At 47.6% G+C, this 23,358-nt stretch carries 19 protein-coding genes; 2 read left to right on the forward strand and 17 right to left on the reverse strand.

Annotation, left to right across the window (positions count from 1 at the left end; translation table 11 throughout):
- Positions 1–139: 139 nt before the first annotated feature.
- The 17 genes from AC2VE5_RS17480 to AC2VE5_RS17560 form a co-directional block, all read right to left on the reverse strand.
- Positions 140–1,375 carry a glycosyltransferase family 4 protein gene (locus AC2VE5_RS17480; RefSeq protein WP_486888993.1) on the reverse strand — a complete coding sequence of 412 codons (1,236 nt, stop codon included), beginning with the start codon at positions 1,373–1,375 and terminating at the stop codon, positions 140–142.
- A gap of 92 nt (positions 1,376–1,467) precedes the next feature.
- A complete protein-coding gene (locus AC2VE5_RS17485; protein WP_486888994.1) occupies positions 1,468–2,367 on the reverse strand; it encodes a sulfotransferase family protein in 900 nt (299 codons plus the stop codon).
- 64 nt (positions 2,368–2,431) lie between these two features.
- Complete coding sequence (locus AC2VE5_RS17490) at positions 2,432–3,697, reverse strand: O-antigen ligase family protein (protein ID WP_486888995.1); 1,266 nt, start codon at positions 3,695–3,697, stop codon at positions 2,432–2,434.
- Positions 3,684–4,820 (reverse strand): glycosyltransferase, encoded by a 1,137-nt coding sequence (locus AC2VE5_RS17495; RefSeq protein WP_486889011.1) that lies wholly within the window; start codon positions 4,818–4,820, stop codon positions 3,684–3,686. The genes AC2VE5_RS17490 and AC2VE5_RS17495 overlap by 14 nt, the downstream gene beginning before the upstream one ends.
- 78 nt (positions 4,821–4,898) lie before the next feature.
- The gene (locus AC2VE5_RS17500; protein WP_486888996.1) at positions 4,899–5,780 is read right to left on the reverse strand and encodes a sulfotransferase domain-containing protein; all 882 of its coding nucleotides are present in this window, start codon (positions 5,778–5,780) and stop codon (positions 4,899–4,901) included.
- A gap of 107 nt (positions 5,781–5,887) precedes the next feature.
- Positions 5,888–6,742 carry a sulfotransferase family protein gene (locus tag AC2VE5_RS17505; protein ID WP_486888997.1) on the reverse strand — a complete coding sequence of 285 codons (855 nt, stop codon included), beginning with the start codon at positions 6,740–6,742 and terminating at the stop codon, positions 5,888–5,890.
- Between the two features lie 281 nt (positions 6,743–7,023).
- The gene (locus AC2VE5_RS17510; protein ID WP_486888998.1) at positions 7,024–7,887 is read right to left on the reverse strand and encodes a sulfotransferase family protein; all 864 of its coding nucleotides are present in this window, start codon (positions 7,885–7,887) and stop codon (positions 7,024–7,026) included.
- On the reverse strand, positions 7,888–8,136 hold the full coding sequence (locus AC2VE5_RS17515) for a hypothetical protein (protein WP_486888999.1): 249 nt from the start codon (positions 8,134–8,136) through the stop codon (positions 7,888–7,890).
- Positions 8,137–8,414: 278 nt separating this feature from the next.
- Positions 8,415–9,392: a glycosyltransferase family 2 protein gene (locus AC2VE5_RS17520; RefSeq protein ID WP_486889000.1), complete on the reverse strand. Its 978-nt coding sequence runs from the start codon at positions 9,390–9,392 to the stop codon at positions 8,415–8,417.
- Between the two features lie 63 nt (positions 9,393–9,455).
- Positions 9,456–10,379, reverse strand: a complete 924-nt coding sequence (locus AC2VE5_RS17525) for a glycosyltransferase family 2 protein (protein ID WP_486889001.1) — start codon at positions 10,377–10,379, stop codon at positions 9,456–9,458.
- A 195-nt stretch (positions 10,380–10,574) separates the two neighbouring features.
- Complete coding sequence (locus AC2VE5_RS17530) at positions 10,575–11,492, reverse strand: glycosyltransferase family 2 protein (RefSeq protein WP_486889002.1); 918 nt, start codon at positions 11,490–11,492, stop codon at positions 10,575–10,577.
- Positions 11,493–11,569: 77 nt separating this feature from the next.
- Positions 11,570–13,420, reverse strand: coding sequence for an ABC transporter ATP-binding protein (locus AC2VE5_RS17535; RefSeq protein WP_486889003.1), 1,851 nt, complete (start codon positions 13,418–13,420; stop codon positions 11,570–11,572).
- Between the two features lie 127 nt (positions 13,421–13,547).
- Positions 13,548–14,903, reverse strand: coding sequence for a UDP-glucose dehydrogenase family protein (locus AC2VE5_RS17540; RefSeq protein ID WP_486889004.1), 1,356 nt, complete (start codon positions 14,901–14,903; stop codon positions 13,548–13,550).
- A 528-nt stretch (positions 14,904–15,431) separates the two neighbouring features.
- The gene (locus AC2VE5_RS17545; RefSeq protein ID WP_486889005.1) at positions 15,432–16,817 is read right to left on the reverse strand and encodes a hypothetical protein; all 1,386 of its coding nucleotides are present in this window, start codon (positions 16,815–16,817) and stop codon (positions 15,432–15,434) included.
- Between the two features lie 449 nt (positions 16,818–17,266).
- Positions 17,267–18,625, reverse strand: a complete 1,359-nt coding sequence (locus AC2VE5_RS17550) for a hypothetical protein (RefSeq protein WP_486889006.1) — start codon at positions 18,623–18,625, stop codon at positions 17,267–17,269.
- Between the two features lie 297 nt (positions 18,626–18,922).
- Positions 18,923–20,281: a hypothetical protein gene (locus AC2VE5_RS17555; RefSeq protein WP_486889007.1), complete on the reverse strand. Its 1,359-nt coding sequence runs from the start codon at positions 20,279–20,281 to the stop codon at positions 18,923–18,925.
- A 486-nt stretch (positions 20,282–20,767) separates the two neighbouring features.
- Positions 20,768–22,129 (reverse strand): hypothetical protein, encoded by a 1,362-nt coding sequence (locus AC2VE5_RS17560; RefSeq protein ID WP_486889008.1) that lies wholly within the window; start codon positions 22,127–22,129, stop codon positions 20,768–20,770.
- Positions 22,130–22,198: 69 nt separating this feature from the next.
- Here AC2VE5_RS17560 and AC2VE5_RS17565 point away from each other — a divergent pair, with 69 nt between their 5' ends.
- Both AC2VE5_RS17565 and AC2VE5_RS17570 read left to right on the forward strand, forming a co-directional pair.
- Entirely contained in the window at positions 22,199–22,354 is a 156-nt protein-coding gene (locus AC2VE5_RS17565; RefSeq protein ID WP_486889009.1) for a hypothetical protein, read from the forward strand.
- Positions 22,355–22,945: 591 nt separating this feature from the next.
- A complete protein-coding gene (locus tag AC2VE5_RS17570) occupies positions 22,946–23,167 on the forward strand; it encodes a hypothetical protein (protein ID WP_486889010.1) in 222 nt (73 codons plus the stop codon).
- Positions 23,168–23,358: the final 191 nt, after the last annotated feature.

Below are 23,358 nucleotides of genomic sequence, written 5' to 3' on the forward strand. Positions count from 1 at the left end.
GAGCATCGAACCGATCGTTATTCGAAGTGACCTGACCCTCTCTCACCTTGACGCTTACTCTCTCACAACTGACTGCTCCATTCTGTAAGCGCGCCGATTGACTGGAGGGTGAACGCTAAACACGTACGTTCTAACATAACTACAACTGCTTTGCTTTTGTTAGTGCTTGAGCGTCAACGCGCTTCCTAGATTTCTTTTGGAGCACCAGGTGCTCCCAATGCTCAAGATATTGAGCCATGATACGTTCCAGATCAAACTTGCTTTCGAGCTGCTTGTACGCTGCCTCAGTCATCGTCTGCATTATGGAACCATCTGCGAATGCTCTGTTGATATGCTCGGTAGCGCCCTCTATGTCACCCTGAACTACCACATAACCATGTTCGCCATCAACTAGCAACTCTTCCATTCCTGGGGTATCAGTAGTTATACATAAGCAACGACATCCCATTGCTTCTTTAACTACATTGGGTAAGCGCTCTGAAGACTTTTTGGACATGAACAAAAAGATCTCAGCCTGTGACATCTCCTTAAAAACCACTTCGTGACTAACATGTCCTTTAAAGGTTACTGCATGCCCAATGGCTAACGACTTGATAATAGCCTGTAACCGCTCTAACTCTGGGCCGTCACCAAGAACGACCAAGGATGCATCCGGCCACCTTTTCAAAACTCTAGCAAACACTTCCAAAGCATCATCTGTGCCCTTAGAAGGAATTAATCTTCCAGCAGTCACGACACGTTTTTTTATCTTGTTCTCGATCAAGCTCGTATTTTGAAACCGGCTGAGGTCCACCCCATCGTACAAGACAGTAATGCGATCATCAGGTACACCAAAAGCCTTGCTTATATGTTCTATGTTCACCTTGGCAAGTGTCCTCACCATATCAGCCCTTTGTGCCACCGGCGCACTGCCTCCGTATTCCATCTCCAGGTCATAAGCGGCAAGAGAAATAGAAACGACGGTTTGGGGAAGATAGCTTTGAACCAAATAACCGACAAGTGACGGATGGTGCCCCCAGTACACATGCACCACATCTGGCCGCTCCCCTTCAATGTGAGAGAATAGTTGCAAGGCTCGAGGTGTAAGCGCAAGACTCTTTAGAAGGTGCTCTGGCTTTTTCCAATTATGACGAACTATCCAGGCGAGCAAATCGGAAAATAGCCGTGGTCGCGTCAGGCCGATTTTGAAGCCACTGGTAAGAGAGGTGGTAGTGTTGTAGGTCACAGGGACATCGGTGAGGTTTCGTTCATTGAGCAAACGAGAGGACGCCTTATGAGCAGCTCTAAGTGAATGAACCGAGACCTGGACGCCGGAGCGCCACAGCGCGCGCACGTCATTGCTCGCGAACGTTTCTGAAGGATAGGGGAAAATCATGGTTATATAGAATATGTTCAAGTCGGGACCTTATGTCTATATGTCTGTAGTTGAAGAGGGCTCTTAACCTGTCGGCTTATTGTGTCTGTACATTAGGCGTTGGTTTTGGGAACCAGCCAGTGACTCAGATCTCGCCCAATAAGGTTGGCAAGCTTGTTAATATCATCTGAGAGCATTTCAATGATAAATTCCGAAGTTTCCTGGTCAGGCTTAAGCCGCTGAGTTGTTGGCTTGCGGTTCCAAGCGGCTACTTTGTTGCGACTGCGACGGCTATATCTATCTATCCAGCTGTCATCGACTAACCATTTAAAACGAGTTCTTCTGATGGCCTCACGAGTTCGGTAGCCGGTGTTTAGCATGAAGGTCACCACTGTCCATTTAGGTTCACCGCCGACATTTGGTATAACATCAAAGATACTTGCGTCTACCCCATCAACCTTGATGCCGATAAACTTGAAAAGCTCAGTATAAAAAGTTTGAGGATCGGACTTTAGAACATCAAAAGGCAGAATACGAATCTGCTCACTGGGGAAAAAGTCAAAGTACCGCATCAACTGTTGATAGTACCGACCATACTCGATGTACATCGCTTCTTCGCGAACAGCCTTTAAAAACGGCCTCGTTTCCGAACCTTTTGTCACCTGCATTCTCCAGGCGGAGAATGCCCTGTCAACGGGATTCCTTAATGAAGCAATCAATTTTACTTCTGGAAGAACATCGGCAATACGTTTCGGGCTTTTCTCATAGCATAGATAAAGAGGGCTAACTTCACCTTGAATTCTTCCTGGCTCAACGTCACTGAAATGAGAACTATAAAAGGACAAGCCTTTTTGAAACCTTGCTTCATTATCAAAAAAAGACACTTCTTCTTGAGAAGCCATCTGAACCTCAGGGTGTTTTGAAAGCACCTTATAGATTGAGGTGGTACCAGCCTTCTGTGCGCCGATAACAATAAAGTTCGGAAGGGGCATGTCATCAGTTGGTTGTTTCACTCTTACCTCTAATCCATCCTCGAGCTGTAACCATACCTTACCCTTTTACACCCTGACATTAAGCTCAAGAATAAGCCTTATCACGAGTTTTGAGTGTTGCAGGATGAGGACTTTCCCACGACCCTTTTTGGAAAGATAAACCAGGTACTGCAAGAATATAGGCCTTTTGGGTTGTAAGTAGAGCCAAAACAAACCATAGCGCTTTCACGTTTAACCAACCAAGAGGAATGATTGCAACAAGCAAACTTAACCATAACACAATGTAGAAGGTTTTAGCTGGCGCTTTTAGATATAAGTTTGGAATCAGCGCAATAAAAACTAAAAGCATGAAGAGAGAAAGACCAATGAAGCCGTTATCAACCAATACTACAAGATAGGTGTTATGTGCAACTATCCCATAGCCAAGGTAAGGCTCGACAGCAACTCCATTTCCCCCACTGCCGACTCCAAAGATGCTCGCCATCTGGTTTTGCCTTAACAATTCCAAATTAGCCCGCCAAATGTCCTGACGATTGGCAAGATTTTGCTCGGCAATATCCTCCGATATTCCTGACAAACGGTCCACACTAGCTTGTGGAAGCAGGCTAAAAGCAGCATATAGGGTGATGCCTAAGGCGGCAATCAGCAACACTTTGCGCCAGATACTAAGGTACCAGTACGTTAGCGGGATAATGCTCAACGCTACCACGGCAGTAATAAAGCCGCCCCTAGAGCCGTTAAGACCAATGGTAAAAATCGCTAACGGTATGTAGAGCAGGTTGAACCAGTGAATCAGCCCGCCTTTACGCGAAGAGATAAGATGCCAGGCCATAGGTATGCCCAAGGCTAGTGCCGTAGCAATATAGTTAGGATCTCCTCCAGCCCCTGCACTAAAGGTATAGCGAGTGCTACTTTGATATCCGCTACCAAATGGGTTCCCAGATAAAAAGTTGATAAGTACCATAACGATAGTAAAGTGGGCGCCGAAGATGTAGGCCTGAATGAGCGTCAACTGCTGCTGATGGCTCCGGCACAGCTGCCAGATAAGCCACACCATGGTAAAGAGTTGCAGATAGGTAATAGAACGTGTGATGCTAAGGTTAGGAGTGATACTCCAGAAGTAACTAAGGCTCGACCACAACACAAAGAGAATCATTATCCCAAGAAATAACGATGGTGCTCTTAGCTTAAGCTTTTGCCGCTCGACGAGGCAAGCTACACCTAAAAGTAAAGCCGCAATGCCAATGAGCGTGCTGATCGCACCTACTCCGCGAACAGGCACATTTCGCTCCCAAGGCATGACAAAAATAAAGAGTATGAGCATCCCGAATGCTAATTTATGTATGGGCATAGGCTGCAACTCCCGTTACACGCACATAAGCGTCTATTGAAGCTTGCCAGGTAAATCTTTGGCTGGCTTCTTGATAGCTTATCGCCGACGGTTGATGTAACGTTTCTTCTATTGCCTCTGACAGTGCCGCACTATCACCTACCGGTACCAGCCGGCCGTACTTGCCGCCATCTAATATCTCTCTAGGACCACTCTTGCAGTCAGTGGACACCACGGGCACCCCTACCGCCAATGCTTCAATCAACACGGTAGGCAGCCCTTCCCACTCGGATGAGAGAACAAAAACCCCGGCTCGGCTTAAGTAGGCGTAAGGATTATCTACGAACCCCGGCAAGGATACACTGGCATCGAGCCCAAGTTGCTGTACTAACCCCTCGAGGGCCCTACGCTCCTCGCCTTCACCTAAAATTATGAGATGAACAGGCCGCTCCTTCCGTAAGGAGTCAAATGCTCGAATGAGGGTGGGAAAATCTTTTTGCTTAGTGAGCCGTCCAATTGCTAAAATTACAGGAGGCTGGCCCGGAGCGAACCAAGGATGGTCAACAGGTTCCTTTGCCTTTTCGGTAAGCGTCGTTGATATGACCGGATTGTATATCGTTTTGATCCTACTTCGTTCAAGCCCTGTAACAGCTGCAAAGTCATCGGCTACTCCCTCTGACACAGCCACGATCTCGTCAGCCCAAGGAAAACAGTGGCGCATGAAGTTGGGCATTAGTTTTGCTCTAGCTCCAGAAGCGTTTTGCTTTGCCAGAGAGAGTGTGTTATGAATGGTAACCACTGTTCGCGTTGACGAGCTAGAAAGGCGTTTTGCCCATAACGCAGCTATATTCGCATGGTTCAAGGCTGAAATCAAGGCTGCCGGCCGTTCTTTGCGTATATAACGCACAAGGGCGGGAGGGCTAAGTAGCGCTCGCTTGGTTCCCAAATCGATCACACGCACTCCGGGAGGCACCTGAGAGAGGTATGGACCAACCGCATTGATCAGAACCAAATCTACCCTTAACCCCCGCTCACTAAAACCTCGAGCCAAATTCACCATAACACGTTCAGCTCCACCACCCGTGAGGTCAGGGAGGAAGAGAGCAAGATGGGGTTGAGATTGAGTCGTACTATACCTAGTCATAATTTTAAGACGCTTACGATTCGATGGTTCAAATTTTTTCGTGAACAGTAACAAAGTTCAACTGATTGTAAACTCGGCTTACTCGACACGATAATTTTTCGTCTGATAAACTTCGTCAAGTTTCTCCAGTAGTTCGCCACATAAATGGTCGATTTCGGGAGACAGGGTGATGCTTTTACCCTTTCCCAGTGATTCATTATGCGCCTCACTAATAATTTTTTCTCCAGGGAAATCATGGTCCACGAAACTGTAAATCCTTTTTAGAATTTTAAGAGGATCGGCAACTAAATCTTCGTATCTGCACATCATAACATCAGGATGCTTATGAAGATTCAGTTCAAAAAAGAGGCTATTGCGAACATACCAAAATAGAGCGGCTGCATCATGGGGGTCCATATCTTCAGAAAAGCGCTCGAGCACAACCTCTCTGACGCTCTCTGAAATTCTCTCAGACCGCCAGTTCTGCGGCTGGTTCTCGACCATAGGCCTTAAATCATCAATGCCGTTTCTGATTCCAAAATTCTTTAAGTTCGATGAGGCCACATCTTTATAATGGCGGTATAACCACAAGGCTTTGGAATCCTTGAAATAGCTCAAAAGTTTGGGTGAGTTTTGGGTTTCTACCAATGGCTTTAAGATAACCAATGGGGCTCTATTGCGCTCGATAACCCTTTTTACCGACTCAAGCGAATTGAGGCGGAGTTTTTCCGACGTATCATGGGAGGATAATTTGCTAAATTCCCCGTACACTTTTGTGTTGAAATCCCTTTCGAAAACCCGGGTCATTAAGGTCGTACCGGACCGCTGACAACCAATGATAAAGAGGATGGTTTTCTTAGGATTACGCTGAAGTTTAGTCCGTTGATAGACCTCTTTTCTCTTTTGTAACAACATCAACGAGATGAGAGGGAGTTTCTTACGCAAACGAGTAGAAAGTGGTGATGAAGTTTTTATAATCAAAGCCTCCGCAAAAAGTACAAATCGTTCCTCTTAGCCGCCTGAACCATCTGAGCCCTTTGCCGCTCAGCCGCGTCTGCACCAATTTAAAGCCATATTTTCTGGCTGTTTTACCTACTCCAACCAAAATCAACCCCTAGGAATTCGTTGAGTCGGGTGTTATGAGGCTTAAAGTAGCTCATCAAGTACTCCATAGTCTCTGCACTCATCTTAGTATAGTGGCCGGGGTAACGATTTTTGTAGTGTTCTAGCTCAAAGGCTGGAAGATCCAAAAATTTATATACCTGCTGTAAAGTTGAGGAAGGATCTTCATAGAAGTCCTCACTTTTCAAAATGAGCATCTGCTCCTTGGGGAAGTAGTTTGACCAAGCTTTTAGCTGCTCTACATATCTTCCTCGAGCTAGGTAAGCGTGTTCAAAATAATGTAATCCGCGATAGTTTTGATCGTTGAGCATCTTCTTTCGCTCGCCACTTAGGACTTCCTCTTCTCTCTCTTCGCGCTCTAAAGCTTCCTCAAAAGAGCGGCTTTCGGAACCATTTCTAAGCTTGTGGTTATATTGAGAATAAGCTCTGTCTACAGGATTTCTTAAGATAACAATGAGTTTGACCCCGGGAACGGCTTTATAAACTCTCTCTGGCACCTGGGGGTGGAAGATATAGGCTGGACTTGCTTCCCCTGTTATTTGAGGGTAGTCCCTTCGCCGTTTATCTAAAAGGACAGGAAAATGTGACCTGTACCAGTTAATACCTTTGTCATACTTAAAGTCAAAGAAATGTACTTCCTTGAACATCGCCCGTGCAATTCTTGGATGTTGGGTCATGTAATCGTAGAGGGAGGTCGTGCCGCTCTTTTGGGCTCCGATGATAAGAAAATTGGGTAGAGGACATAACTTGCTGATGAGCAGTTTAGGAACAACTACGCTTTGCTTAATCGTTCGTGTGACAGCAGGTGTGAGTAGCTTCACGTCGCAGGTCTCCGGAACGAGACTGCTGTTCTAGTCGGCTTCTTTTCCCTTAGACCGCGAACAGTTCTATAGCGAAGCTTGGGGCGATGAAAGGATGGTGCGTATGCCATATATTTTCTTCTCCGTGTGGTCTTGACGCACCGGCCAGGATGCGAAGAGGCAAATCATCCAGCAGTTGTGGTGAATGCCAATGTCAAGACTATCACGAACCCTATGGATTGCCAAGTCTGGTATCACAAAGTTATAAGGTGTTCCGCTCATTCTTTGTAAATGCACTCACTTTATCTATCCCAACCTAAATCAGTGCCTAAGAATTCATGCAATTTTTTGTTGTGAGGTTTGAAGTAATTCGTTAGATATTCTTTTGTAGCAGCGTTCATTCCTTCGGAGTACTTGCCGGGGTTGCGAACTTTGTAGCGCTCTAGTTCCAAGAGCGGGAGATCTAAAAACTTGTATACCTGCTGTAGAGTTAAAGCAGGGTTTTCGTAAAAATTCTCGCTTTTCAAGATAAGCATTTGCTCTTTGGGGAAATAGTCCGACCAGACCCTTAGCTGCTCTACATACCTTCCTCGAGCTAAAAAGTAGGTGTGCTTGAAATAATATGAACTGCGATAGTTCGCATTCTTAAGCATCTTTTCCATTTCAGCATTTAGCGTTTTCTCTTCTCTCTCTTCGGCCTCTATAGCTTCCTCAAACGTACGACTCTCAGAGCCTATTTTGACATTATGATGGTAATGGGAAAAGGCTCTATCTACAGGATTTCTCAAGACGGCAATAATCTTAACCCCGGGAATACTCTCATAGACTCTCCGAGCTGCATGCGGATGAAAGATGTAAGACGGACTCGCCTCCCCTGTTATCTGCAGATGTTTTTGTTGTCGCTTGCTCAAAAGAATGGGAAAGTGCGATCTATACCAGTTGATACCTTTGCTGGGTCCTGTTTCAAAAAAGCGTATTTCCTTAAACGTTGCTCGCACAATCCTCGGATGTTGAACCATATAGTCGTAAAGAGAGGTTGTGCCACTTTTCATGGCGCCGATAATGAGGAAGCTGGGAAGAGGGCATAACCTGCTGACCAGTAGCTTAGGGGCTACTATAACCTTTTCCTTGATCGTTCGTTTGAAAGCAGACCTGAGTAATCTCATTTAGTGACCGATACCGACACAAACAAACCCGTGCTCACGCACCTCATTTTGGTTCAAAAGCTTGCGGGCGTCGAGCAGCAGTTCTTCTCGACCGGGCTCATGAATGTCGTGAATGGTAGCCTGGTCCGCACGCAAGCTGTTCACGATGTTTTGGTTCTTATCGACGCAGGTGACACTGTAGCCCAAATGCGTGAGAGCTACCCCGGTAGTGAGCCCTACATAGCCTGTGTCGATGATGGTGACGTTCATCTTTTCTCCTTAAAACTTTTAGTAACTTCATAGGCAAACTTAAGACAATGATTGGGTAGCGCATGTACCATATAGCTTCTTCTCCGTGTGATCTTGATGCACCGGTTGGGATGTGAAGAGGCAGATCATCCAGCAGTTGTGACGAATGCCGGGATCAAGACTATCATGAACCCCAGTCAAAACCAACTAACTCAGCACAATAGCGACTACATAAACAGTGTAACGTCCAGCCCACGATGGTCACCAAATGCCTCTATTAAACGTTTGAGGGGGGGACTTTAGGTGTTGCGCCTCAGTTTTGAACTGGCGCGTCTGAGCAGGAGTTGCAAGGAACCTCCGGCATCCTTAATTGTATGGTAATGGTTTACCCCTAAACCAACCAGCAGCAGTTTCGTCAGCAACTTGGTATTGTACGGGTTCACGCGAAGCGCATGGGCGAATTTTTCCTTGGCGCGACGTTTGTCGTTTGTTCTCATCAATAACTTACCCTGCCGCTCCAAGAAAAGGCTATGAAGTTTGCGATTCTGTTGAAACAGCGGCTTATATTTTTCATAGAGTATATCGTGCGCCTTAACTTTACCTGAAAAGTTCTTTGTTATTCTTTCGCCCGTATGCTTGTTAAATATTACTAGCGGTTTACTCACATAATCGAACTCATACTTCTCCGCCAACTTGATGTAAAGATCCCAGTCTTGTGAAGCAGGAAGAGATTCGGTAAAAAGTCCCACTTCAAATAACGCTTGAGTTTTGCACATAATTGTGGAGGTAGTCCCAACGCAATTACTTTTTAAGAGAGCGGGAAAAATATTGCCCTTGTGCGTTGGCAAGGTAACTTGCCCATCCTTCTTTCCCTTTCCTGTGATTCTAACGGCCTTGACGCCTGTATAAACAACAGCTACCTTTTCACTTGCACGGTCAAAACATGCCACTTGTTCTTCTAGTTTGGTGGGTAACCACTCGTCATCATCGTCTAGAAAAGCTACATACCTGCCCCTAGCATTTCTTATGCCGGTGTTCCTGGCAGCAGCCCCCCCCTGGTTTTTTTTGTGCTTCAGATAGTGGATTTGTGGATTGTCGATATAAGCCTTCATAAACGTTGCAGTTTCTTTCCTAAAACTGCTGTCTTCGTCATTATCATCTACCACCAGCAGTTCCCAAGCGATATGGCTCTGAACCATCACGCAGCCTATTGCCCGCTCCAGATAGGAAGGCCTCTTATAGGTTGGTATCACGATGCTAACCAGTTGCTTGTCCATGTTTCCCTCATCCTTAATCTAATAAAAACCTTCACGCCCCGTTTAACACACTATACGCTATCTTCATCTTCGCGTCTCGCCACCGAGCCGCAGCCTCACCAGCTCGAAAAGTCGCAATGGCATTTGAGTTACCAGCACAGATGCCACTTTGGCTTTTTGCCAGTTGTTAAGCTCGAGGTCTTTTCTTATAGCAAGCCTGAAGATCTTTTTCGACGGCCAGCCAACATTCTTGACAACTGTGCGAAGAAAATTCGCAGACGAGGCGTCTGTTCTCATCATCCTACTATAGCCGCCTCCCGTTAGCCGCAGCTCCCTTTTGATCATATCGTTGAGCGAGGACCTTGCAGGATGTGCAATCACGACATCACTCGCATATACTAGCTCGTATCCTGCCGCAAAGACCCTATTGGACCACTCCCTATCTCCTCCTGATTTCACCTCCTCATTGAACAACCCTACCTCGTCAAAAATGCTTCTATAGGTAAAAAGGTTGGCCGTGACGCTGTACCTTTGCTTTTCAATTTTCTTTTTCTGATCAAATGAAAATGCCATTTCGTGCAGTTCCACTGCTGTAGGTTTAGCAGCATTTTTAGGGAAAAGTTCGACCCTTCCTCCTACCAAACCACAGTTGGCCGCTGCTGTCAGCCTCGTGACACCCCTTTCTAACCAATCTTGTTGTGGAATGCAGTCGGCGTCGGTAAAAGCAAAGACTGTAGCCTCGGTGGCAGCGACCGCCATACCCTTGTTACGGGACACGTAAGAACCAGGCTTAGACTCATGGGCGTAGCTTACCTGCCCAAACTTCTTGCAGACCTCCGCTATGTTTTCAGTCGAGCCGTTGTCAATAACAACTACTTCGTAATGGTGAGACGGATAGGTCTGCTCTTCAAGGGCTTGTAGACATAGTACAAGGCGTGCGGCATCATTATAGACCGGAATGATGACGGAAACAAAGGGATGGCTGCTAGTTAAGGAATGTTCAGTCATTTCTTTGCGCTCGCTTTGCTAGTAGCTGAATCAGGCAAAATGCACATTTGTGGAGGTCCTTGATGAACTAAACAGGAAATTTGCTGCATAAAGCTGGTAATGTCTCTCTTTTAGGTTCTAGAACTTCTTCTCGACTAAGCATTTGTGATGATGGACCATGAAGGTTTTGGTAAATTTGTGCACAAATTGGCATAATCATCTGCGCTCTTCACCGCCCAGCTTCAGTCGCACCAATCCAAAGATGTGAAGCAACCGTCGACTAGACATCACGTAAGCCACTTTCAACTTTTGCCATGTACTTAGGTTAAGGTCTTTCCTGCGGGTAAAATTAAAAAGAACTTTTGGGAGATAGTAAAGCATCCTCAAAATCGTACGAAGGAAATATAGAAGTGAGGGATCCTTTTTAATCATTCTACTCATTGTACCACCTGCCAGCCGCAACTGCTTATTCCTCATCGCAGAGAAGGAGGATCTCGCAGGATGGTTTGTCACCACATCATCCGCGTATATTAACATGTGACCCGCCGCAACCGCCCGGTTGCACCACTCTCTGTCCCCCCCTGATTTCAATCTCTCATTGAACAATCCTACCGCATCAAAAATGCTTCTACAGGTGAAGAGATTGGCGGTGACACTGTAATTCTGTTCCTCGATTGTTTTTTGCTGTCTAAAAGCGAAGACGCTTTCGTGCAGCTCTATTGCCGTAGGCTTATCGGGATTTTTAGCAAAAAGCTCGACCTTCCCTCCTACTAAACCACAGTCCGACAGTGACATTAACCTTCCCACCCCTTTTTTAAGCCAATCTTGACGCGGAATACAGTCACCGTCTGTGAAGGCGAAAACTTCTGCTTTCGCAACTGCAATGCCTTTATTACGGGCCGCATACGAACCAGGTTTAGACTCATGCGCGTAGATTGCGTGCCTAAACAGCTTGCACACCTCTGCTATGTTTTCAGTGGAGCCGTTGTCTACCACCACTACTTCATAACCAGCCGGATAGTCTTGACCTTCAAGGGCTTTTAAGCACAACTTGAGGCGTGCAGAGTCGTTGAAGACTGGAATGATCACAGAAACAAAGGGGGTACTCTCAGGTAACAGTGGATCAGCAGCCACCTTGGTTGGCCTCCGCTTTGGCAAAACGTGCAGCTACTATAACTAAGCTCTTCCAGTTTACCTTACACATCTTAGAACTAGACACGAACTTCATTCCCAGACACTCTGTTGAGTTCCACATTTGTAGAACCCAGTTGCGCCATGGCACGAAACTGCGGGCTGGAGCTAAGTAGTTCTTGATAACTACCTCGGGCGATAATATGGCCTCTGTCGAGTAGGTAAATCACGTCACAGTTGCGGATGGTGGTGATGCGGTGGGCAATCATGATCACTGTTTTGGTCTTTGCGATATTTTCGACGGCCTGAAAGACGCCTTCCTCGGTGACACCGTCAAGCGCGCTCGTCGCTTCATCTAAGATGAGCACGTCAGGATCATGATAGAGGGCTCTAGCAATGCCAATTCGTTGGCGTTGCCCGCCGCTAAGCCGTACACCTCGTTCGCCTACCACTGTGTTATAACCCGCGGGTAGTTCGGTCATGACAAAGTCATGTATGTGGGCAATGCTTGCAGCGCGTTCAACGGCTACCATATCAATATGCTCTTCTGGCACGCCAAAGGCAATATTCCGCGCAACGCTGTTATCGGTGAGGTAGATATGTTGGGGGACGTATCCTAAGTTTTTTTGCCAGCTACCGAGATTGTCGTCGTTGATCTTTACGCCATCAACCGTTAGATGACCTTGTTCCGGCCTCAATAAGCCCAGGACGATGTCTACCGTAGTGGTCTTTCCCGAACCTGTAGCGCCGACAAATGCCACTGAGGTATGAGCCTCGACGGTGAGGTTGAGCCCGTGAAATACTGCTTCTTTGGCCCCGCGATACTTAAAGGTGACATCGCGCAGTTCCAGCCTATCTCGAAACGGCAAAGCCGGCAGCTTTTGCCGGTCTACGACTTCTTGTGGCCGTTTTTCCGTTTGATATTGAAGATCTTGATCCAGCACCTCCAGCGCGGCCATATGAAACCTGATCTTTGTCATCGAACTATACATCTGCTGCATTGCAGGCATCAGGCGATATCCTGCGACTGCATAAAGACCGATGAGTGGGAGTACCTGACTCATGTCTTGCCTGACTGCGAGAAAATAGAGGACGATCAGCAAGATGCCACCAAAGGCGATACTCTCTACCGCGTATTTGGGAAGACTGCTGATTGCATGTTCAGTTGCCATATAATGCGCATATTGCCTCGAGGGTGTTGAGTAATGCTTGATAAACGATTGTTCCTTACCTAGAATCTTGACATCCTTAACGCCGCTGAGCGCTTCACTTGCCGCTTTAAAGCGGGCTCTGTTGGTCTTTACGCGTTCCTTACCTGTTCTTATGAGCTTGCGCCGCAAGAATACATAGATTCCCCCGTAGGCGCCCCCACTTATCGTGGCCACCGTTACGGCAAGAACCGGATTCACAGCCACCAACAAAATCAAGATAAAAAGTGTCACAATGGCTTTAGCAACAAGCTGCATGCCCGGCATCAAGATGCCCTTGATGACATGATTAACTTCTGACAAGATGTTCTTGCCCAAAATCGAGGTATTTTGGTTGAGAAAAAATACATAAGGCCTGTAGAGGTAGTTGGTAAGCAGACGTTTAGAAACTCTGTGCTCTTGCATCCAGGAAAAGTGATCCAACCTCCAGGTTGTCAGTGCGGTAACGACATTGCTGAGCGTAAGAATGCCAAGGACGACAAAGCCTACAAAGATCAAAAAGTCGTTGGTGTTGGAAAAGTTCATCGTAGTATACAGCAAGTTGACTGTATCGTTCCTCAAAAATCTGTCCGGGTCAGCCACCAGCGCCAGAAATGGAATGATTGACGCGATGCCCACGACCTGCATAAACGCCATCCCCAGAACAGCCAGAAAAAGCCAAAACACCTGACGGCGCTCCTGCTTTGAAAGAAGAGCAAAAATCTTACGAGTGGTGTCTCTCATGCGCTTTTATCGTCTCCTAGTTCGTGGGCCCGCTCATACACGTTTCATAATTTTGTAACGCCGTCATTTCCTTGGCGTCCTGATCCTTATGATAACTCAACCCTATCGTAGGGGTAAGCAACTTCATTCAGCGCCCGATGCCCAAATAAACAAAACCGTGCTCACGCACCTCGCTCTGGTTTAAGAGGTTACGAGCATCAAGAAGCAAGTCACCCCGCATCCGCGCCTTCATATCGGCCAGCGGCAAGTGCTTGTAATCTTGCCAGTCGGTCACCACGACAAGCGCATCACAACCCATGGCTAGGCACTGGGGCGTGTCGCAATACTCTACCGGCAGATCAGGATAAAGCCGCTGGGCGCTGCTAATGGAGATGGGATCATGAACCCGGATGCTCGCACCGCGTTCGTGAAGGTGTTCGATCAGGGTGAGCGCGGGGGCGTCTCGTAAGTCGTCGGTGTTGCCCTTAAAGGCCAGACCCAAAAGCCCGATGGTGGTGCCGCGCAACACTTTAAGATGCTGCTGTAGCTTCTCGGTAATGTAGAGGCGCTGGCGCTTATTGACATAAATGGCCGCCTCGACAATCGGCATGCTGTAGTCGTAACCTTTGGCGGTACTCATAATGGCGCGGGTATCCTTACCAAAACAGCTGCCGCCCCAGCCGATACCGGCATGTAAAAACTTGGGGCCGATGCGCTCATCTAAACCAATGGCGCGTGCGACCTCGGTAATATCAGCCCCGACCCGCTCGGCCAAACCCGCAAATTCATTAATAAAGCTAATCTTGGTCGCCAGAAAAGAATTGGCGGCGTATTTGGTCAGCTCAGCACTGGTGGGTGTAGTGGTAATGAGCGAGGGCAGGGGATAGCGCTCAGGTCTGGGCGTTTCAAGAGGAGGATCGAAGGTTTGCTCTAAAATCGGCGCATAAAGTTCGCGCAGCAAGCCGACGGCAGTTGGGCTATCAGCCCCGATAACAATCCGATCTGGGTAGAACGTATCATGCATAGCCCGACCTTCGGCTAAAAATTCAGGATTGGAAGCAACATAAATCTCAGCCTCGAGACCCTTCTCAACAAGACAGCGGTTGATGATGCCTTCGACGTGACGCGCTGAGCCGATAGGAACAGTTGATTTGTTGACTACGACAAGGCGGGCACCAGGAGCAATTTGCGCGGCAACCTCCTTAACAGCCGCATCAACATAGCTTAAATCCGCATCGCCGTTACTCTTCGAGGGCGTACCCACCGCGATGATAACAATACCTTCGTCCTTTAGCGGTGGAAGAGAGGTCTGAAAGCTGAGCTTGTCATCATTAGCAACGAGCAGTTCCTCTAAGCCCGGTTCGTGAATGGTGGCTTTACCGGCACGCAAGCTGTCGACGATGTTCTGATTTTTGTCAACGCAAGTGACCGTATGGCCTAAGTGGGCAAGGGCTACACCCGTAGTAAGACCTACGTAACCTGTACCTATGATGGTGACGTTCATGGTTTCTCCCTAATCTTCTTGTATTGCCTGCTAGCCTACATACGGCGTCCGATGTGCGAGCTTTAGAGTAAGGTGCCAGTGGCTAGCTGGTAAACACCAGCGTAAAGATTATCATAAACGCTGGCTGTTGCCTATTCGCACAATCACACATTTGCTCCTCATACAAATCGACAGTGCTCGAGTTACTCGAGCACTGTCTCTATACCCTTCTCTAGTACAGCTCCCTAGAAGTCATCCACCACTTGTCATGCTGAGCCCTTGGCTTATACCAAGGATGTCATGCAGCGGGATAAGCAGACCCTTCGCTTGCGCTCAGGGTGACAAGTGGTGGGTCTTACGAGGCGGTGTACTAGCTAGCGTTCCGTCAACGTGATTCTGATGTATTTGCGAGAAACGACGCGACGTAACAATCCTGAACGGAGTCAAGCGAGCTTGCTTCACTGCGTTCGCAATGATATTCATCACCTTCAACCTGACAGAGCACTAGTTTGGTCTATACCTAAGGTGTGCGGTCAGAGAGGCGGCTCTTTATTTATGTAAGAGTGTAAACACCATTGCTGCAGGGATGTGGACCCTTTGAGGGTTGTCGGGTGATGAAGGCTCCACACGTTGGTAAATCTTTAACGTTTCATTTCTAATCTTGTTGTTTTTGGTATCATAGGCAGTTAGCACCGCCAGGGGATAGGTCGAATAGGTGTTTCTTGATGGTCTTCTAAAGCCACGATCTTTGACTGCTCTGGATTTTAGCATCCTGCCATTATCTGCTTTAACATCCTTACCACCGCCGACATCGACAGCAATTGTAGACGAGTGGCTATCTAAGATGTAGTGCGAAAGCGTTGCGGCAAACTTTTGCATAAAGCTCTTATTGAAGGGGTCCACACCCTCCAAATGCAACTCCATCGCGGCCGAAGCGCTGTACTGAACATAAGTGGTAGCTTGTAAACCTAATCCTGAACTCAGGCCTCTAGGTTGGCGAGGGTCTGAAACTATCTGGTGTTCAAACAAAAGTGCCTTACCTACAGGGGTAATTTTGTCGAGGTAATCTTTTTCTATGACCTTACCCATACGCACTAGTTCATTTTGGTATCCTTTATCGCCGGTGAGCTTATACATGTAGTAGTGGTATCTAAGCCACTGCGTGTAGGCATGGTTGGTATTTGGTTTGAGAAAGGGAAAGCTTGCCTTTTGATAGGTAATACTCCTTGCATTTCTCTTACGCCACTTAGCCTCAAAGTGGTTCTTGAGGTAGTTGGTCCAAAACCGGGCGCGCTCAGCGTAGTTCACCCCGCTGGGACTCTTTAAATCCCGGTTTACGTGAAAGGCGTAAGCCATGGCTGCAACATGAGCATGTGTCAGAACATCATCTAACGCGCCGCGTGTATCCTTGCCGTAGCCCTTGTGCTTTTTGTTATTAGAATGGAGGTAAAGCCAGTTTAGATAACCATCTCTTGTGCCGTCGAGCCAGGCATCTTTGAGTTTGCCGCGCATGAGCTGCATTGAACGGTCGATCTCGTCAAGGAGGCGCAGGTCGCCTGTGACTCTAAAGGCGGTTAAGAGTGCAGTGTTATGCATGTTCAAGCGTTTACCGTACTTGTGCAGATCACCGCTTGCCGCCAGCCCCCTAGTATTGGAAGAAGAGCGTTTGATGGCAGCCCACATACGCTTGTACCACATACGCGCTTCTTGGGGAAGTTGGCTTTCGAAAAACTTCGGGTTACCGCGCAAAGAGCTGCCATTGGCTGCTAACCCAAATTCCACATCCCAATTGGCGTCTGTTTCAGACTCCACATCCTCCGCTGGTGGAATTTCAGGAGTGACGTTGCTGCAGCCAACAAAAAGCACACTTGCGAGCACGATAATCCACACATATAGTGGAAGATGCGGTTTTTCGATATCTATCTTATTAAACATTATCCCTCTCCTCATTGGAACGAATGCGACCAAGAACATAATTTTGGCAGTACCTACCCCACTAACTTCACATCTCGTCCTCATCAAACCGATAGAGTTTGTATGAAGTACTGCAATTCTCGGTCAACTAGTCGACCAGCTCAATTCCCCGAACACTTGGCAAAGAGTATAGTGTTACCAGCAAGAAGATTGCTTCAGTGGCTGATTCTATCAGGGGCTGTAATAGATTTGAGCTGTCTTATTGTCTTGATAACCTCCTATAGCAAAAATTTAACTTAGAGAAGTATGAGAAGTATTAATCCGTTCTTAATGTTTGAAGATGCTTCTTTAGAACGTGATGTTGCGTTTCTAAAATTACTAGAGGTTAACCCTTAAACAAGTGGAGGCTGGCTTGTGAGGTTTTTGGAAGCAGAGCCAGTACTTGTCTTGCTGTTACTTCTTAGTGCCTCCTACTTCACCGATAATACAAATACCATCGCTGCAGGAATGTGAACCCCTTTGGGATTGGTCAGTCTACCATGTTCTTCATTTTGATAAATCTGCAGCGATTTGGTTCTAATTTTGTTACTATTCGTTATATCGTAGGCAGCCAATGCCGCTAAAGGCCAATCGACATAGATACTGTATGAGGGTCTTTTAAAACCCCGGTCTTGGACTGCCCTGCTCTGTAACATCTTGCCATTGTTGGCTCTAACATTTATGCCACCGCCAATATCTATTGCCACTGTCTTAGAATCGCCATCTAAAACATAGTGTACAAGTGTTCTGGCAAATTTTCTCATAAAAGTTACGTTGAAAGGGGCTACTCTCTCCAAATGAAGGTCTAGTGCTGCAGAAACACTGTATCCAATATAAGTGGTCGGTTGTAGACCTTTAGCGTTTTCTTTGTTGCTAAAAGTTGAAGTATTAAGGGGATCCGTAGTAATCACATGGTCGAATACAAAGGCAGTTCCTATTGGTGTGCTCTTATCAAGGTAATCCGTTGCTATGACCTTACCCATGCGCACAAGTTCATCTCGATAACCGCGGTCACCTGTGAGCTTGTACATGTAGTGGTAGTATCTGAGCCATTGTGTATAGGCGTGGTTGGTATGGGCTCGAAGAAATGGGTAGCCTGACGGTACCTCATTTCTCTCTCGCCATTTCCGCTCAAAGTGGTTTTTGAGATACTCCAACCAAAAATCAGCACGTTCACCGTAAGGAACTCCACTAGGGCTCTCTAGGTCGCGGTTGACATGAAAGGCGTAAGCCATAGCGGCGATATGAGCATGAATCATTGTCTCATCCAACGCACCGCGAGTATCTTTGCCGTAACCTGAATGGCTTTGACCTGGTGTGTAAAGATATAACCAGTTTAAGTAACCATCTTTGCTGCCGTCCAGCCAAGCATCAGCCAATTTACTGCGAGCAATCTGCAAAGTACGGTCTACCTCGTCAAGCAAGCGTAAATCACCTGTGGCTCTAAGAGCCGTTATGAGCGCGGTATTGTACATATTGAGGTCTTTGCTATAGTACCTTGCATCTCCACTTTCGGCCCGTCTGGCGATATCCGCTGATGATTGTTCGATAGCAGCCCACATACGCCTGTACCAAAGACGAACGTCATTTGAAAGCTGACTTTCTGAGAAGTTAGGGTTGCCCTGAAGAGAGAAACCCTCGGTTGTTTCAGACTCCGGAACTGGATCATCCACTACAGCAGTCGTTGTAGGGGTGCAACCTACAATGAGCCAAGCCAAAAAAACAGCAATCCAAACACGCCTTAAAATATAGTGCGGTGGATGTAGCTTTTTTTCAATATCTGATTTCAATATCTGTACCTCTCCTCAAGTAAGCCTTTGGCATGCGTCACTACGTCTAGAAGACCATTAAGAACCGTAGCATAGATGTAATGAGGATAATGACCTCAGGGCTACCTCAAAGGTAAAAAACCCTCTTCTCTCGGGGGGCACAAAATTTAAGCGGGGCAGGGGTTAGGGTAAAGATATCTCGTGTATAAGTGCTTTCGCACCAAACATCTGAACGCGTGGATTAATCACGAAACAAGCAGTGGGCGATGAGCATCGCCCACTGCTACTTTATGTCGACGGCTTGTGGTGCCGCTCCAGTTACTTGTTGGCGAGTGCGATGACTATGCCCGCGGGAATGGATACCCAGCGCGGGTCTTCGGGGTTGCGCTCGATGACGCTGTAGATCTTTTCAGTCGCAGTCTTTATCTTGTTGCTGCTGTCAAAGGCGGCCATGCCTGTAATAGGCCAGTAGCCGTACTGGCTGTTTGACCACCTGTTGAACCCTTTGCTCTTGAGCCATTTTAGGTCGGCTTTGATGACGGTGCCGTCTCTCGTTTTAACCTGATTGGAGGTGTAAAGGTCAACGGTGCCACCCACATCAATAGCCATAGGCTTGCCGGTCTTTTTAGGGTCGCCGTCTAAGACAAGGCGCGAGAAGGTGCGGGCGAACTTCTGCATGAAGCTGTTGTCAAAGGGAGCTACTCCCTCGAAGTACAAATCTGTTGCCGCTTGTGACTGGTACTTGGCATAGATGGTCGGCTGAAGGCCAAAGGACTTCCGGCCTTCAGAAACGACTGTATGGTCAAAGACCAAAGCTATTCCTGAAGGCGTGTTGACCTCTTTGTACTCCTTTTTCATTGTCTGGCCCATGCGGCCAAGCTCACTGAGGTAGCCTTGCTTGCCGGTGAGCTTGTACATGTAGTAGTGGTATCTCATCCACTGTGTGTAGGCGTGGCTGGTGTTGGTTTTTAAAAATGGGAACGCTGAGGCAATCCTATTTCGCTTTCTCCACTTAGCCTCGAAGTGCTTGTCGAGATAGTTTTGCCAGAAGGCAGCCCGCTCCTTGTAGTTCACCCCGCTGGGGCTCTTAAGGTTCTCGTTGACTTTAAAGGCATAGGTATAAGCAGCGACAAGTGAGTGGGCCATGATCTCGTTCATCACGTCGGTGTCCGTGCCATAGGTGTCCCCCTTTTTATGAAGGTACAACCAGTTGAGATAGCCGTCTTTGCTGCCGTTGCGCCAAGCATCAGCGAGTTTGCCGCGCATCATCTGCGTGTAGTGGTCAACCTCGTCAAGCAAGCGGAGGTCACCCGTGGCTCTAAAGGCCAGCAGCAAGGAAGTAAGATGCTCGTTTACATCCCTGCCGTATCTTCTGACGTCACCTGTCTTAACGAGGTCAGTCATAGTGGCGTCGCTGCGCTTGACAGCCCTCCACAATCTCTTGTACCACATGCGCATCTCAGTTGATAATTGAGCTTCAGAAAAATTGGGGTTGCCCTTAAAAGGCATCAAGGCGGCTGTCTCTAACTCTAAATTCACATCCTCCACATTTACATCTTCTGCTGGTGGAACTTCTGGCGTGATGGTGCTGCAGCCCCCTAGCAGCACAACTGCAAGCAAAATGATCCAACCATAGCTTAGAAGATATGACTTTTCGACCCTTATTTTCCCTAACATTAATTCCCCTCCTCCATTAGAACGAACGTGACTGACAACCTGATTTTGGCAGTACCTACCCCCATTTACTTCAAATGCTATCCTCGTAACATCGATAGATATGAAGTACTGCGACGCTCAGCCAGCTACATATTCAGCTCTGTTCCCCCAACTCTGTTCCCCAAGCAGCGAGATAAAGAGGCAAGTTTCTTTAGCTCTGAAAGGGTTGTTCACATAGTTTTGTCTTGAAAGCTCCTGCTTAATGGCTGCCAAGACCTATACAATCCTTAACTTACGCCTAGGGTCATAGTAGATTGAGTTGTTTTCTATTGTGTCTTTAACCTCCCCTGACAAGAATCTAACTTAGAGATACATGAGAAACATTAAACGGCTTTTAATGACCAGTGATGCAAATAACAACCAGATTGGAATAAAGCAGCAGTGGACGAAACTTTTCGTCCACTGCGCGTTTCAGCCTCACCTTAGCGGCTGGTGGTGCCGCTCCAGTTACTTGTTGGCGAGTGCGATGACTATGCCCGCGGGAATGGATACCCAGCGCGGGTCTTCGGGGTTGCGCTCGATGACGCTGTAGATCTTTTCAGTCGCAGTCTTTATCTTGTTGCTGCTGTCAAAGGCAGCCATGCCTGCGATAGGCCAGTAGCCGTACTGGCTGTTTGACCACCTGTTGAACCCCTTGCTCTTGAGCCATTTTAGGTTGGCCCCAATGACACTGCCATCATCTGTCTTAACCTGATTGGAAGTGTAAAGGTCAACGGTGCCGCCCACATCAATAGCCATAGGCCTGCCGGTGTTTTTGGGATCGCCGTCTAGGATGAGGCGTGAGAAGGTGCGGGCGAACTTCTGCATGAAGCTATAGCCAAAAGGCGTTACTCCCTCGAAGTATAAATCTGTTGCCACTTGTGACTGGTACTTGGCATATATGGTCGGCTGCAAGCCGTAACCATGAAGGTCGGGATTTTCAGAAACTACCACATGGTCAAAGACTAAAGCTACTCCTGCAGATGTGTTGACTTCCTTGTACTCCTTAAGCACCACTTGGCCCATGCGCTCTAGTTCGGTCTTGTAGCCCTGCTTGCCGGTGAGCTTGTACATGTAGTTGTGGTATCTCATCCACTGTGCAAAGGCGTGAGTTGTTCGCGCCTTGATAAATGGAAAGCTTGACACAGTGTTAGTTCGCTTGCGCCACTTCGCCTCGAAGTGGTTGATGAGGTAATTCGCCCAGAAGTTTGTGCGCTCTTTGTAGTCGACTCCACCTGGGCTCTGTAAGTCTCTGTTGGCGGCAAAGGCGTAAGTAAAGGCAGCAACGAGCGAGTGCGTCATTTGCTCGTTTAATATCTGGGTGTCATTGCCATAATATTGTGAACTCGAATTTCCCTTTAAGTATTGCCAGTTTAAGTAGCCGTCTGTGGCGCCATTACTCCACTTGTCGTCAAGCTTGCCGCGCATCATCTGGGTGTAGCGGTCAACCTCGTCAAGCAGGCGCAGGTCACCCGTAGCTCTAAAGGCCAACAGCAAGGAGGTAAGGTATTCGTTCAAGTCTCTACCATATTTAAAAAGATCGCCGCTCTGTGCAAGTGCGGTTGTCGATGTATTACTGCGCACGGTCGCTTTCCAGAGCCGCTTATACCACATGCGCACATCGGTGGGCAGTTGAGCTTCAGAAAAGTTGGGGTCACCGCGAAGAGACAAAGCCGCGGTTGTCTCCAACCCCGGCTCTAGTTCGCCTGCCAACGGAAGCTCTGGTGCGACGGTGCTGCAGCTTGCTAGCAGCAGCCCGGTGAGTGCAATTATGCAAATGTGGTTTAGTAGATGCGTCTTTGTAACCGCTAACTTTAACTGTGTAAACATTTCCCCCCCGAGAAATTAGCTAAAGACATTTGTCTTGTAAGACATGTATACGAGTTTTACCAATTTCCCATGTCCCATAATCTCGTCGCTGACGGCATTCCTTGTGATGGGCATCGCTCTTACAAGCTTAAATGTGCAGGGATTGGTGGGATGAAAGTGGAATTATTTCCTCAGTTAAGCCTCTCTGAGAGATCGACTCTTGAACTTTTGCTGTCACAGACGTGAACCCACCTCCTATGGACGCCTATAGAAATGGTCAAACTCGTGATGTACAACTTGCCTTTTTAGGACTTCGGTCTTTATTACTATAAGTGTTGCTGTTCCCCCTGAATGCGCCAGTAGCTCTATACCCAAGCACCTCGAGATTCATTTAAGAAGCCGGCTGTGACAGCGCCACTTATTTGCAACTGCTGACTCAGACTCTTAAACGCGAGAGTTTAAGCTTAAGGCATATTCGGTGAGCTGTGTTGCTTATCCTTTCCCCTGGTGAAAAAGTTAACACAGGTGATTATGAGAACAATGAAAGCGCTCTTAATATATGAGTTTTATTATACTCTGCGTAGTCAAGAATGACGCTTTTGAAGGGTGAGGAGCCAGTAGTCAGTAGCCAGGAGCCAGGAGTCAGTACCCTCTGTACTCTCTGGGGCATAAAGGGCATAAATAGCCAGCAGGGGAGGAGCGTTCTGCTTTGCTTTTCTCCTGACTTCTGGATTCTTGCTACTGACTACTGGCTCCTTTTAAGCACAATGTAGCTTTCGGAAAGTCTTATCTGTAGCCGCGCGGAGTATAGCCACAGCTACTCTCGACTCCTTGGCTATGCCAAGGATGCCTTTGGCGACGTTGGCTGTTTCTGGTGAGAAAGCCGATGACCCCTTATACCTCCCCCTGGTCGAGCAGGTGCGTGCAGGCTTAGGGCAGAGCGGCTTGCTCTATGTGGGCGACAGCAAGATGGCAGCTATTGCTACCCGCGCGGTCCTTGCAACGCAAGGACTGGGGGCGGCGACTACTATCTTTGCCCCTTGGCAAAGGTGCAGGTGAGTGACGAACAGCTGAGTGCCTATCTGCAAGCGGCTGAGGATAAGGAACTGATCGAGGTCTAGCGCGAGAACAGCAGGGGCGAGATGCAGCTCATCGCGCAAGGGTTTGAGGTGGCAGAGACACTCAGCTCTGAGCGCTTGCTGAGCTGGACGCAAAGGCGTCTGGTGGTGTGCTCTTTGGCGCAAGCACAG

Source organism: Aliterella sp. E5.1, from assembly GCF_057473825.1.